Annotated in this window: 3 protein-coding genes; 1 reads left to right on the top strand and 2 read right to left on the bottom strand. The window is 69.9% G+C overall.

The annotated features are described in order from the left end of the window. Window positions 1-813: 813 nt before the first annotated feature. The gene (locus ACFTSF_RS32160; protein ID WP_380158202.1) at window positions 814-2,082 is read right to left on the bottom strand and encodes an aconitase X; all 1,269 of its coding nucleotides are present in this window, start codon (window positions 2,080-2,082) and stop codon (window positions 814-816) included. Between the two features lie 359 nt (window positions 2,083-2,441). On the opposite strand from ACFTSF_RS32160, the gene ACFTSF_RS32155 reads away from it, so the two are divergent. Next, a complete protein-coding gene (locus ACFTSF_RS32155) occupies window positions 2,442-3,359 on the top strand; it encodes an ROK family protein (RefSeq protein ID WP_380158200.1) in 918 nt (305 codons plus the stop codon). Window positions 3,360-3,739: 380 nt separating this feature from the next. Here ACFTSF_RS32155 and ACFTSF_RS32150 read toward each other — a convergent pair whose 3' ends face one another. Beyond that, a complete protein-coding gene (locus ACFTSF_RS32150; RefSeq protein ID WP_380158198.1) occupies window positions 3,740-14,887 on the bottom strand; it encodes an amino acid adenylation domain-containing protein in 11,148 nt (3,715 codons plus the stop codon). Window positions 14,888-15,127 lie beyond the last annotated feature (240 nt).

Below are 15,127 nucleotides of genomic sequence, written 5' to 3'. Positions count from 1 at the left end.
CTGTCTACCCAACAGAGCTCCGCTGCTTTACGTTCAACACGCCCCTTGACACCACCCAACCCGCCTTAACTAACCGGCCTTGGGGTTCACCCACCGGCTTGTGGGTTCCCCACCCGTCATACGGGTATAGAACCCACAACCTGATGGGTTGACCTATCAGATGTCGGTCGGTGGGGGGCTCAGCGTGACTCACCGAGCGACCTCCAGTACGCCGCGACGGCGGCCCCGACGCTCACCCCCACAACTCCCACCAGCGAGGCCAACCCCGCCACAACCCAGGACACCCGCCGCCAGCACACCCGCATCACCTACCGGGGAACGCGGAATCCGACCAGGTGTCCGGCCGCAGCACCTGTCCACCGCCGTTCGCCCCTGCACGTCTCCTTTGGTGGCTCCAGGCGGACCGCCCCCACTCACTAACCTCCGGAATCGGGCTCGACGGGCACCCACCTGAGCGTGCGGCGGGCGACCTGAGCGGAGTTGGTGAGTGGCTGGGGTCCGCACCCCAGCCACAGCCCGTCAGCCCCCAGGCAACGTGAGCCGCGGTAGCCAGCCTCGCCATCCCCCTCAGCCATCCGCTCGGCCCGCCCTCTTGGTTTGTCGGCCGCTTTAGCGGTCGAGTGGGCGCCGGGCTCGGCCGAAGACGTCCGCGAGTCGTTGCTCGCCGCGGCGGCCGACTAAAGGAAGGGGTGGCTAGGCGATGCGGTGGCTGGACGGGATGGCGAGGCACCTTCACCGCGGGGTCGTGTGGGTGGGTGTCTGCGCGGGACGGTAACCATTTCTCACATGGCGCCCAAAGTTGCCGGCTAACGGCTAGTGCCAGAAGGTGTTGTCTCGGGTGACGGTTCCGGTTCGGGCGGAGGTTAGGCAGTCGGGGAGGGTGCCGAAGGTGACGGCGACGCCTAGGTTGACGGGGGCGTACCAGGCCCATTTGGCGGAGTTGGTCATCACGTGGCGGGTCTGGGGGTTGAGGACCGAGGTCACGTAGGTGCAGGTGTCTACCAGGACCCGGATGCCGGCTGACTCGAGGTCCGTCAGCCAACCGTTGCTTTCGGCAACTTTTGCGGTGGTGCGGTTGGTGGCGGCCCAGACTTCGACGGTGGGCGACATGGGCGGGCCGGTGCGGACCAGGGCGGCTAGTTCGGCGAACTCGGTGATCGACAGGTGCGGGGTGCCGAGGCTTACCGCGTCGAGGCGGCCTGGGTTCGGGCTCGACAGTTCGTCGCGGGCGGCTCGGAGTATTGCCGGGGTGATGCGGTGGACCTCCTCGACCGGAACGCCCTGGGTCGCGTCGGATTCGGTTGCAGCTTCGGGCGTCGTACCGACGACGTGGAAGAGGCCGATGCCGCCGCGGGAGGCGGCTGCGGCGCCGAAGGCCTTGAGGTGGTCTTCGGGGACAGGTTCGGGGCAGCCGGTCAGCATCGGGACGCGGTCCGAGGCGAGCTTGCCGGTGAGGTGACCGAGGGCGGCCCAGGCTGCGGCCAGGCGGAGGGTGTGGGCGGGTAGCGGGCTGAGGTCGAGCTCGATCCGGGCGCGGCGGTTCTCGTCCAGGTGGAGGCCGGCGTACGGCGCTCGGCCGGTGAGCCCGGCGCAGATGTCGACGAAATCGCCGTACCGGTCGGTGCGGGCGCCGGGGACCGAGTTCGCGAAGGCGATCGCGTTGGATTCGGCCCAGGCGATGTGTTCGCCGAACGCGGGGCGCTGGGTGTCCTGGTACGGCGCGCAGGTCCACGTCGGCGCGGCGCCGAGGGCGGTGTAGGCGTCCATCAGCCGGCGGGCGTCGCGGCGTTCGGTCCCGGCGAGGCGGACGAGGCCGGGGTGCAAGAGGTCCAGGGAACCGACGTTGAGAGTCGTCGGTACGGCGACCTGTCCGCCCAGCGCGACGAGTCGCTCCGCGAAGTCGAGCCCGGCCTGACCGTGGTGGAGGCAGCCGTCGACATGAGCCGAGGTGATCGGGATCAGCGAGCGAGCGCCGAGGGTCCGCGCCAATCCGGTGATCAGCCGCATGGCCAGCGCGACCGCAGGACCGCCCGCACCGTCGAGGAGTTCACGCTCCTCGGTGGTCAACGCAACCTCGGCCATCCGACCTCCCGCGGGCTCATGCTACCCGGCCGAGCGGAGGCCGGATTGAACCCTGAAAACCCCCTTGAGGGGTATCGTTGTCAAACGGTGTCAAGGCCTCGCGCACGCTCGTTCCTGCAGGTTCTGCGCAGATTGATCTCAATCACCCCTCGCAGATCCGGTCGTCTACAGATAACGTTGTCTCTCGACCTTGACCGCCCCGACGGAGCCCGACACGTGACCGAGCAGAACCCCCACCCCGCCACGCCGGCTTCCGCCGTCCGTGCGGAACTCCCCTCTGCCCGGCTGGATCGGCTGCGGGAATCACAGCGGGCGGACGGGGTTGATCGGGCACTGGTTCGGCTACTGGCGGGGGGACGATGAGCGACGACACGGTGAGCACGGTTCTCGGGATCGACATCGGCGGCACGAAGATGGCCGCCGCTCTCGTGTCCGACGACGGGACGATCGTGATCGAGGACCGGATCGCCACGCCGACCGGGGATGCTGACCAGGTGTTCGCAGCGCTCAGTGAGCTGGTCGGCCGAGTGCTCGGTGATGCGTCGCCACTGGCGGTCGGGATCGGTTCGGCGGGTCCGCTCGACGCCACGCATGGACTGGTGTCGCCGGTGAACATCACCGGCTGGCGGAACTTCCCGATCGTCGACCGGGTTCGCGCGCTGGTCGACGTACCGGTGACTCTTGGGGTGGATGGGCATTGCTTCGCGCTGGGTGAGTTCTGGACCGGCGCCGGGCGGGACGTGCAGACGCTGCTCGGCATCGTGGTGTCGACCGGTGTCGGCGGTGGGCTGGTGGTGGATGGGCGGCCGCTGAAGGGGCAGTCCGGGAACGCCGCTCACATCGGCCACGTCGTCGTGGATCAGAACGGCGAGACGTGCGCCTGCGGTTCGTACGGGTGTGTCGAGACGTACGCGAGCGGCCCGCGGATGGTCGCCCGGGCGCAACGGCGGGGCTGGCGAACCGGCGAGAGCGTGGATGCCGCCGTACTGGCTGCGGACGCGGCTGCCGGGGACGAGCTCGCCCTCGCGGCCTTCGACGACGGTGCTCAGGCGCTTGCGGCCGGGATCGTCGCGACTGCGGTCACCGTCGACCTGACCACGGTCGTGATCGGTGGTGGGGTGTCGAAGGCGGGGCCGGTGCTGTTCGATCCGGTGCAGGCCTGGGTGAAGCGGTTGGCGCAACTGCCGTTCGTCGCCGACCTCACCGTCGTACCGGCGCAACTCGCCAACGCCGGCCTGCTCGGCGCGGCCCACCAGGCGTGGTCCTCGATCCGCTGATTTAGCCCTGCCCGATCGAGTTGCCTGATCAGGCAGCGTTTCTGTACGACGCCGTGCGCAGGGAAGGCTTCTCCTGCGCATCTTTGCGCAATTCTTACGCAATTGCCTGGATCTGTGTAACGACGACCCCTCCCCACGCGATGCAACGGATGGATGGGGTGGGGGCACGTCATCCAAGGTTGGTCAAGGGGGGCCTGGACCAACCGGCAGGTCGGTCGATGGGGGGCCGTGGACCGACCGAACGCGTAGGCGGCGGAGAGGAAACTCTCCGCCGCCCTCGCGTTCAAGGCCGCTGATGGAGTACCGCCGGCGGCCCGCAGTGGGACCGGTCCTCAGGAGGGTGGAGGACCGCTCACCACCACTCCGGGCCCGCCGACCACCTACGGGTGCAGCCACTCCGGTTCGGGGAGGCGGGTGCGGTCCAGGCGGCCGTTGTCGTCGAGGGGGAGCTCTTCGATCGGGATCAGGTCGGCGGGGACCAGGTAGAGCGGGAGTTCCTTGCCGAGGTCGAGCATCAGGCGGGCCAGGACGGTGGGGTCGCTGTCCTCCAGTACGACGTAGCCGATCAGGCAGGTGTCGCCGCCGTGGTCGGACAGCGCGATGACGACGGCGTCGATGACGCCGGCCTGGTCGGCGAGGACGTGTTCGGTCTCGCCCGGTTCGACGCGGTGGCCGCGGATCTTGACCTGGTCGTCGGCGCGACCGAGGTACTCCAGCGTGCCGTCGGGGCGCCAGCGGCCGAGGTCGCGGCTGCGGTAGAGCCGTCCGCCGGGGTGGGCCGGGTCCGGGACGAAGGCGCGCTCGGTCTCCTCCGCGCGGCCGAGGTAGCCCTGGGCAACGGCTGCGCCGCCGAGGTGGATCTCGCCAACCCCGCCGACCGGCACCGGCCGCAGCGCCTGGTCCAGCAGCCGTACGGCGACGCCGTCGACCGGACGCCCGATCGACGGACGGTCCTCGGCCGGGTCGACCTCGTGGATCGTGGTGACAATCGACGCCTCCACCGGGCCGTACTCGTTGAACAACCGGCACTCCGGGTGCGCATCGAGGAAGTCCCGCACCTTGTGGGTCAGCACCATCGCCTCACCACCCGCGACGATCTCGCGCAGCGCGGGCAGTTCAGGCAGCCGACGCATCGTTGCCAGCAAGGCGGTCAGCGGGCTGAACGCCATGAAGAGCCGCTCGACCCCGTGGTCCCGCAGCGCCGAGATGACCGCGTCCGGGTCGTACCGGTCGTCCTCACCGATCAGCACCAGCGCAGCGCCGGACGCCAGCGCGGTGAACATCTCCTGGACATGTACGTCGAACCCGAACGACGTCCACTGCAGTGTCCGCAGCGAGCTACGCGTCCGCAGGTAGTGCCTCACGAGGTTGACCGGACCGCGATGCGGAACGAGCACACCCTTCGGGTTCCCGTTCGAACCGGAGGTGTAGATGCAGTAGGCAACATCATCGGCCGCAGCCCGCACCGGCGGCGCCTGCCGCGCTCTCGGGTCACCGTCGACCGCCGCGACCGGGACGAGCCGCACCCCGAGCCGGTCGGCCAGCGCAGCGTCGTCACCGACGAGCGCGACCGCGGAAGCGTCGTTCACCATGAAGGCCCAGCGCGACTCCGGTACGCCGGGATCCAGCGGCAGGTATGCCGCCCCCGACTTCAGCACCGCGAGTACGGCGACCACGAGTTCGGTGCCGCGAGCAACTCGAACCGCGACCAGCTGACCGGGCTTCACCCCGAGATCCGTTAGCTGCCAGGCGATTGCGTTCGACCGGCGCTCCAGCTCGGCATACGTGAGCTCACGCTCGCCCTGGATCAGCGCGACCGCATCCGGCGTCCGCGCGACCTGCTGCTCGAACAGCGTGTGCAGTCCACTCAGCTCACCGGCGACGACCGCATCGCGGCGACCGCGACCGATCGGGCCGACCGGTTCGAGGTCACCTTCCAGCCTGCGAAGGGCTTCGAGATCTGCCGCGATCGGCATCATCAACTGCGGAAGGCGAAGCCGCGGCTCAGCCGTTGCCCTGCGCAACACAGCTTGCAGGTAATTGAGCAGGCGGTCGATCGTGCTGCGATCGAACAGGCCGGCGCGGTAGTCCGCCGTACAGGTGATTCCGGCGCCGTGGTGCGTGAGACGCAACCGCAGGTCGAGTGGCTCGGGAAGTTCTTCGTCGCCGTCCTCGAACTCCACGAGCACCTGGAAGAGCGGGTCGCGCTGAAGGATCGAGAGGTCGGTACCGGCGTGGTCGAAGGCGCCCGTGGTCACGTCGCGCACGCGGTGTGCGAGCTCGCCGAGATCCGGTTCGCCCGACAGGTCGATCCGGATCGGCAACGCCCGGCGTACCGCTGCAGTGGTGTCGCCCTGCGGCCGGATCAACGCGGAGCCGATCGTGACGTCGTCCTGCGCGGTGAACCGCCCGAGCACAGTGCCCACGGCCGCCAGCATCGTCATCAGCGGGCTGACCTTGCGCTCGCGGCTGAAAACGAACACGGTATCGCCGAGCTCCTCCTCCAGCTCGAGCTTCACCGAAGCAATCTCACTCCGTCGGCCGCCATCCGCAGGCAGCACCAAAGGCTCCGCGCCAGCCAGCGCCACCTGCCAGTACCCGACATCCCGCCGCCGTCCACCGAGCGCGGGTGCCATCTCCCCCTCAACCACAACCCGCCGCAACTCCCCCACCCGACCTTCCGGATGCAAGATCTCAACAGCAGCCACAACCCCACCATCCGCAGCCCCACTGACGCTTGCCGGTACGACGGCGCCGTCGGATCCACCGGTGGTGCCCGCAGAACGAGCGGCGGTGGTGTCGGCCGGACCCTCGGTCGTGTCGACGGGGGCGCCGGCGGCCTCGTCATCGGGCTCGGACGCGTTGGCGTCGAGCTCGTCGTCGGACACGGACGCGTTAGCGGCGCGGGTGTCGCCGGGCGCGGACGTGGTGTCGGCGGGGGACGCGTCGTCGGCCTCGGACGTGTTGGCGGCGCGGGCGTCGCCGGGCACAGACGTGTTGGCGGCGGCGTCCGTCGCACTGTCGGCAGCTGGCGCGTCGTCGTCGGCTGACTCGGTTTGCGTGGTCTCGCCCGTCGTGCCGGCTGGCGTCTCAGCGGGAGTGGTCTCGTCCGACGTACCGGCGGCCGCCTCGGCCTGTGTGGTTTCGGTGAGGAGGGCGAGTTGTTCGCGCATGAGTTTGGTGACGCCGTCGACCAGTTGGCCGGCTACGCGGAGCTGTTGCGACATGAGGGCGGCTACTCCGCTGCCGGGGAGGTCGGCGGCACCGGTGGCGGTGGCGGCTTCCTCGACTCGGGTGGCCAGTTCGGCGAGGCCGGTACCTAGGACTGCCAAGGCGACACGCGCGTCGGGCTCACCGACCGGCTCGGTGCCGGAGTCGACCTGGGAGACGGCGATCTCCACCGGCTCCTCGGGTTGCACCGGCTCCTCGACGATTTCCTCTACTACCACAGGGGTTTCGGACGCTTCGTTGCTTTCGGCAACGTCGTCGGCGCGGGTCGTCTGGATCGCGACGGCGGTGGCTAGTTTGTGCGGGGTTGTGTACGTCGAGAACAGCGTCTCCGCCGACAGTTCGACCGCGAACTGTTCGTTGATCCGGGCAATCACCGGCGTCATCGACTCCGGTGTCCCGCCGAGTTCCGCGAAGGTGTGGTCGACGGTCAGGTCGTACGGGTCGAGCCGCAACGCATCACAAGTCAGATCCAGAACCGCATCGAGCGACTCGCGGTACCGCTCAGCCGACACCTCGTCACCCGACAGCGACCCGGCCTGCGCCAGGTAGTCCGCGTCGATCGAATGCGTCTCGGCCGGCAACGCGAACGGCGATTCCTCTTCGGCGTTGTCGTCCACCGCAGCGACCTCGTCGACCTCGGCCGGCGGGTCCAGCGGGATCCGCTTCACCGCGGCACTCGACGGCGCGAACCCAACGCCCTGCGCCCGAGCAGCCCGCTCGAAGGCACTCACCGACCCACGCACAGCCCCGTCCGCCACGGTCGCCGGCACGGCGGACGACGGGTCGACCGGGTGGTGCACGCGACGGAACGGGTACGTCGGCAACGGCACTCGGCCGCCGAACGCGTACACCTTCGACCACGTGATCTCGGTGCCCTGCTCGTACAACTCGGCCAAACCGTTCATCGTCGCCAGCACGGGGTCCTGCCCGAGGCGCTGCGCCGGGATCCACGTGCTGTTGGGCGCGATCCGCCGTCCGGCCGGGCTCAGTACGGCGTCCGGTCCGAGCTCGAGGAACCGTCGGCACCCGGCCGCGGTCACCGCCTCGACCGCATCGCCGAACAGCACCGGCTGCCGCAACTGTCCGACCAGGTAGTCGCCGTCGAGCACCGTCCCGGACTCGAGCAACTCCCCCGACCAGCTCGACACCATCGGCGTCCGCAGCGGCCGCAGCGTGATCCCACGAACGATCGTCGCAAAGTCCGCCAGGATCGGATCCACCAGCGAACTGTGGAACGCCCGATCCACATCCAACCGCTGCCAGGCAACCTGCAGCTGGTCAAGCTGCTCAGCCAACTGCCCGACAATCACCTCTGACCCAGTCAGCACGAACGACTGCGGACCGTTGCCTGCGGCAATCTCCACGCCAGACGTCTGCGCCAGCTCGCGAACCCGGTCTGCATCCGCCCGTACCGACACCATCGCGCCCGGCGCCGTCCCGCGCTGCATCAGCTCACCGCGCTTGGCGGTCAGCCGTACGCCGTCCGCCAGCGACAACGCCTCAGCCACACACAGAGCGGCGTACTCGCCGACGCTGTGACCAACCACGAGTGCCGGCTGCACACCGAACGACTGCCACAACCGCGCAAGCGCAAGCTCGAACGCGAACAGCGCCGGCTGCGCGGTCTCAGTCGGCCAGACACCCTCCGACTGACCGGCCGGGGTGAGCAGCAGGTCGAGCAGACTGCCGCCGGTCTCCTCGGCGTACACGCGGTCGCACTCGTCGAGCACCGAGCGGAAGACCGGGAAGCGTGCAGCCAATCCGGCCGCCATCCCGCGGCGGGCCGCGCCCTGTCCGGTAAACGCGTAGCCGAGCGGACCGGGTCCACCGCGCGGGATCTCGGTCGCCTGCGCCGAACCGAGCGCGTCAACCAGCTCGGCCTCCGACGCACCCGCAACGGCGATGCGATGGCGATGCGCCGGTCGCCCGAGCGCCGCCGTACCGGCGAGGTCGATCAGGCGGTGGCCAGTGCCGTGGCCGAGGTCGGCGCGGTAGAGCTCGACGAGGTCGGTCAGCGCGTCGGGGTCGGGGGCGGACAGCGGCAGTACGACTGGGCCGTCGTCACCCCGGCGTACCTGTCGCGGCGGCTCTTCCAGGATCACGTGCGCGTTGGTACCGCCCGCGTCCAAGGCGCTGACGCCCGCGCGCAACGTCGTACCGGCCTCCCAGTCGCGAGCCTCGGTGGCGATCACGAACGGGCTGTCGTCGAGGGCGAGCTCGGGGTTGGGCTCGGTGTAGTTGATCGTCGGGACCAGCGTGCGGTGCTGCAGCATGAGGATGGTCTTGATCAGGCCCGCCATGCCGGAGGCGCTGTCCAGGTGACCGATGTTGGGTTTGACCGAACCGATCGTGCAGAAGCCGACCTTGTCGGTGTGCCGGCGCAGCGCGGACGTCAGCGCCTGCACCTCGGCGGCGTCTGCGGTGGCGCTGCCGATCGCGTTCGCCTCCAGATAGCTGAGGGAGTCGGCGGCGAACCCGGCCCGCTCGAGCGCGCGCTCGATCAACGTCTGGTTGCCACTCGCGGTGTCGTCGCTGCTGACCGCGGTACCGCGGATGACGGCGTACACGGTGTCGCCGTCGGCGACCGCCTGGTCGAGCCGCTTGAGAAGTACGGCGGCCACGCCATTGCCGCCAACTGTGCCATCCGCGGCCGCATCAAACGCGCGCACGTGACCGGACGGGGAGAGGATCGACTCGGGCGAGGGTTGGTAACCCGTTGCCTGCGGCACCTGTACGGCGGACGCCCCCGCCAGCGCGAGATCCGCATCGCCGGACCGCAGCGCCTGGCAAGCCAGGTGGACCGCCACCAGCGACGACGACCAAGCCGACTGCACACCAATCGCCGGGCCGGTCAGACCGAGGCGGTAAGCCACCCGCGCTGCGAGCGAATCGCGGGCCTGCGGCTGACGGTTGTAAAGGTTCATGCCGGAGCCAGCGAAAACGCCGACCCGGTTGGTGGTGCCGCCGTAGCCGGCGTGTTCGAGCGCCTGATGACAAACCTCGAGGAACAACCGCTGAGCCGGATCCATCAACTCGGCCTCACGATCGCTCAACCCGAAGAACTTCGCGTCAAACGACTCCACATGCTCGAGAACCCCACTGACGGCGATCTCATCAGCTTCGTCAGCCGGGAACCGCCGTACGCTCTCGACCCCACCCACCAGGTTGTCCCAGAACTGCTCCAGCGTCTCGGCCCCCGGGAACCGCCCAGCCACCCCCACCACAGCCACCGGCTCAACCACCGGCTCCCGCACCCCAACAGCAGCCCGCGCCGCGACACCAGTCCCTGCATCGGCTTCTGCAGCCCTCGCGACAACGGACTCACCAGCGGGAACCGCGCGAGACTCGTCAGCCGAATCCACGTCGACCGCAGAACCAGATCCAACCGCCGAACCGGACTCCGCCGCCACAGACCCACCGGCTCCCGAGAGCCCAGCGGAATCGTCAGAGACAGACGCCCCCGCGGATGCCTCACCCAACTGCGCCGCCGCCAGCGCCGAAACCACAGACCCCAACTCAGCCGCCGAAGCAAGCGCAGCAGCCGAAGCAGACTCAATAGCCGAGGAGGCCTCGTCCACCGAGCCGCCCCCAGACCCCCCAGCCCCAGACTCAGCCACAACTGCAACTGCAGCCGCACCGTCCCCGTCGTCCACCACCGCAGCACCGGAGACAACCCGCGACTCCCCAGCAGCTACCCCCTCAGCGCCAGCCGCCCCCTCATCAACCTCAACCACCTGCTCCGCCGCGGCCCCCGCAGCCCCCACCTCCGAAGCAACGTCGCTCTCTGAGCCCGACTCAACCCCCGAGTCCGACTCCCCTGGCGACACCAGCTCACTTGCAGACGCGGATTCGGACGCCGAAGCAGGCTCGGTCACCGAGGCGGACTCAGTCGCAGACGCATCCTCGACCACCGAGACCGACTCAGCCGCAGACGCATCCTCGACCACCGAGACCGACTCAGCCGCAGACGCATCCTCGACCACCGAGACCGACTCAGCCGCAGAGGCGTGCTCGGTCACCGAGGCCGACTCAGTCGCAGACGCATCCTCGACCACCGAGACGGACTCGACTGCTGCGGCCTGCTCGGTCGGCGAGGCAGACTCGGCGGCAGCAGACGCAGACTCAGCCGCGAGCGCCGCGTCGTCCGCGCTCTCGGCAATCGCCGCGACCTCAGGATCAGGCCCGACCTCATCGGCGCCAACCTCACCGGTCGCCCCATCAACCTCGACCGCCGGGTCGAGCTCGTTCGCAGAGGAAGACTCGTCTACCGAGGCAGGCTCGGTCGCCGAGGCGTGCTCAAGTGCTGAGGCGAACTTGGGTGCTGACGCGAGCTCGGGTGCTGACGCGTGCTCTCGTGCTGAGGCGCTCTCGGCTGCTGACGCGTGCTCTGCTGAGGCGAGCTCAGCCACCGGGGCGGACTCGGCTCCTGAGGTGTGCTCGGTCGGCGACGCGGACTCGGCTGCTGCCGCGCTCTCGGGTGCTGGGGTGTGCTCGGACAGCGAGGCCGGCTTCGCTGCAGCAGACGCGGACTCATCCGCGAGCGCGTCGTCATCGCTCCCGGCAGCAGCCACGACCTGAGGACCAGCAGCGCCGACCTCTTCGGCACCAACCTCAGCGGGAGCCTCATCAACCTCGGCTGACTCCGCAGTCGCTGACCCCGTGGAGTCCGAGTCGGCTGCGGCGGCAGGCTCGGTAGTCGAAGCGTTGTCGACCGGCACAGCAGGCTCAGTAGTTGAACCGTCCTCGGACGGTTCGACAAGCTCGCTGGTCGAGGCTTCCTCGACTACTGCGGTGGGCTCGGTACCTGAAGCGTTCTCGGACGCCGAGGCGGGTTCGGTCGTCGAGGCGGGTTCGGTCGTCGAGGCGGGTTCGGTCGTCGAGGCGGGTTCGGTCGTCGAGGCGGGTTCGGTCGCCGCACCTGAGTCAGTTGCCGGCACCAGCTCGGTCGCCGCGCTGGATTCGGTGGCCGACACGGACTCGATGGGCGCGTCGGACTCGGCGGATGAGATCGCCGCGGCTGACCCGGTTGCCTCGGAGGACTCGGCGGCGGCAGGCGCGAGCTCACCTTCGGGTACGTCGTCGTTCGCGCGCTCGCCAGCGGGGTCGAACCCGGCGTCGACCGAAGCGGACCCGTCGCCGTCAACTTCGGCGGCAGCCTCATCAGCATCAGCCGACTCGGCCGTCGCAGCCGCGGAAACCTCGGAGTCCGACGGAACCGCCGACCCCGCCTCGACCGCGGAGTCCGTCGCGACCACCGAATCCTGCTCGGTGACAGATGCGGCCTCGGTCGCCGGAGCGGACTCGGTCGTCGAGTCGGGCTCGGTCGCCGACGTAGGTTCAGTCGGCGAGTCGGACTCGGTCGCCGACGTAGGTTCGGTCGTCGAGTCGGAGTCGGTCGCCGTCGTGGGTTCGGTCGGCGAGGTGGGCTCGGTCGCTGCAGCCTGCTCGGAGATCGAGGCCGACTCGGGTACCGAGGGGCGCTCGATGGCGCCAGGCGCGAGTTCGCCCTCGGGTGCGTCTTCGTCCGCGGGCTCGCCAGCGGGAACGACCTGGGGCTCGGCCGACACGGACCCTTCGACGCCAACCTCGGCGGCGGCGTCATCAGCATCTGCCGGCTGCTCTGTCGTCGGCGCGGGAGCCGCGGAGTCCGACTCGACCGCCGCGGCGAGCTCGGTGTCAGACGCCGACACCGACTCGGACACGGTCGCAGGCTCGATCGCGGAAGCGGGCTCGGTCGCGGGGGCGGACTCCGTGGACGACGCGTGCTCGGACGCGGTCGAGGAGGTGGAGGTGGAGTCTGTAGCCGAGGCGCGGTCGGTGGCTGAGGTGGGCTCAGTTGCTGGTGCGGGCTCGGCAGACTCGATGAGCTCGGCGGCCGGGATCGCGAGAGCGGGGTCGGCCGGCGCCGAGAGGGCGTCCGTGGATTCGGGTGCTGCCGAGGGGTCCTCGTCGGCAGCGGCCATTTCCGGCTCACCTGGTACCGGCGCTTCAGGGGCCGAGGCGTTCTCCTCGGCAGGCGCGACCACGGGCTCGGTGGCGTCCGGTGCGGCCGACTCGGCAGTTGCCGGGGCGTCCTCGTCGGCAGGCGCGACGGCGGGCTCGCCCGGGGTGGCGAGGGTTGGGGCGTCGTCGTCGGCACGTTGGGTGAGGGCATCACCCTTGAGCAGCGGCTGGGACGGCTCGGCCGCGGGCTCAGCCTCGAGCGGTGACGGTGGGAGGCGGTCGGCTGTGGGCTCGGCCTCGATGACCGACGACGGGAGGTGGTCGGCTGTGGGGTCGGGCTCGGCCAGCGACGACGGGGCGTCTGCGGGGTCGGCTGGGGTGGTGGGGGCGCCTAGGGTGGGGCGTTGGGGTGGGGTGGGGATGGATTGCTGGAGGGTTCGTTGCCAGGCTAGGCGGACGGTGGGGAGTTCGGTGGTGCGTTCTCCTGCGTCTTCCTCGGCGGAGATTTGGGTGTCGGCGGTGGCTGATTCGGGGCCTTCGCCGGTGGGGCCTGAGTAGGAGGTGGCGCCGGCGGGCTCGACGTACGGGTGGGGCGGGGTTTCTAGGGTGCCGTCGAGCCAGCGTTGTTTCAGGAGGGGGCGGAGGATCTTGCCGCCGGGGGTGGTGGGGAAGTCTCGGCGCGGGACGCCTACTACCTCGGCGACTAGGTTGAGGCGGGTTTGGATGAGGCTGCGGATGGCCTGGTCCATGCCGGGGATGGAGTCCGGCGTCAGGGCGTAGAAGACGACCAGGCGGTCGGTGCCGGACTCGACGTCGGGGACGGCGCAGGCGGCGACCAGGCCCTGCTCAGCGCCTACGACGGTGGCGGCTACGGCTTCGATGTCGTGGGCGTAGTACAGCGTGCCGCGCATGATGATGCGCTCGCTGTCTCGGCCGGTGACTACGACCTGGCCGCCGGTGATGAAGCCTTGGTCGCCGGTCGAGAGCCATTTGCGCATCGGCCAGTTGCCGACCGGGAACGCCTCGCGGTCGGCTTCCAGGTTGCCGAGGTAGCCGGGGGTGACGCGGGCCGACGCGACCTGGAGCTGGCCGATGCGGCCCTCGGGCAGTACGGCGCCATTCGGTGCCACGATCCGGACCGTCGTACCGGGGGCAGGCGCACCGACAGACACCAGACTCAGTACGCCGGGGGCTTCCGCACGAGGCTTGCCGGGGCGGGCGACGGCGACCTTGCCGGACGACGGGCGCTGGTCGACCCACTCGACGATTCCGGTGGGTGGGACGCGGACGCGGTGCACGTTGGGGGTGAGGCCGGGGCGGGCGAAGGTGATGCCGGTGACGGTTTCGGTCATGCCCCAGGCGGCGACGAAGGTCTCGGGTACGACGCCGAAGCGGTTCGTGAGGCGGAGGAATTCGGTCATCACGGGGACGGTGATCTGCTCGCCGCCGCTGACGAGGCTGCGCAGGGCGGACAGGTCCCAGTGGCGGTCGGGTTCACCCGCGATGGCCTGGGTCGTGAGGCGGTAGCCGAAGTTCGGGGACCAGGAGTGGTTGACGCGGTGCTGGTCCATCAGGTCTAGCCAGCGGAGGGGGTCGGCGAGGACCCAGCCGGTGTTGACGTGGATGTTGGTGCAGCCGGTGAAGACGGGCAGCAGGTGGTAGAGCAGGAACGCGCCGCTCTGGTCCAGCGGGAGCCAGTTGAGTGTCGTCTGCCCGGGCCGAACCGGCAGCATCGCCGGCGTCCCCGCCGCGAACTCGACCAGCCCGCGATGCGTCAGCTGCACGATCTTCGGCGTACCGGTGGTGCCTGACGACAACATCAGTATGGCGATGTCGTCCGCAGCCGGACGGTGGAATTCGTTGGTCGGCTCGTGGCCGGCCAACGCGTCCGGATCGAGCACCGGGAGACCGAGGTCGTCAGGCAGATCCGACGGACGGCCGATCAGGACGGTCCAGCCGAGGAGATCGGTCACGGTCCGCAGTCGCTCGCGGCCGGCTTCGGTGCGGTCGCCCTCCGGCGACGGGGCCATCAGCAGCGGGCGGATGCCGCCCAGCGTGCAGGCCCAGAACGCGGCGAAGAACCCGACCGGCTCGGTGCAGTGCACCACCGCGGGATCACCAGCCCGTACGCCGTTCGCTCGCAGGCCGGCGAGGATCCGCGCGGCGAGCTCGAGCAGGGTCGGGAAGTCGAGCTTGGTCTCGCGGCCGTCCGGGCCGATCTCGACCACGCCGGCGCCGCTGAAGTCGCGGGCCGCCCGCAGCAGGGCACTCGGCAGATCGCGCGGGTACCCGGCGGGAATCATCAACGCCGGCCCGGTACTGATCGCCGGCCGGTCCGCACTGCTCCTCACCACGCCGTCAGCACCACCAACGGTGTCTCACAGCGAGGGGCGGCGATCACGATGACGCGAGTCGGTCGGTGACCCACGGACAAGCGCCTCCCCAACTGGACGGAGCCGGGCTCAGGGCACACCCGTCTCGCTCTCACCGACAAGAAGCCCCGTATTTCGGACAGCCGGACCGATACCGTCACCAGGCAGCCCCGGTGCGTCATCGTGCCGACCGACAGCCGTGAACCCTACCAGCCGTCCCGG

Source organism: Kribbella sp. NPDC056951, from assembly GCF_042674205.1.
GTDB classification, from domain to species: domain Bacteria; phylum Actinomycetota; class Actinomycetes; order Propionibacteriales; family Kribbellaceae; genus Kribbella; species Kribbella yunnanensis.
Note: the sequence above shows the minus strand (reverse complement) of the source record. Positions and strands in the feature narration are given on the sequence as shown.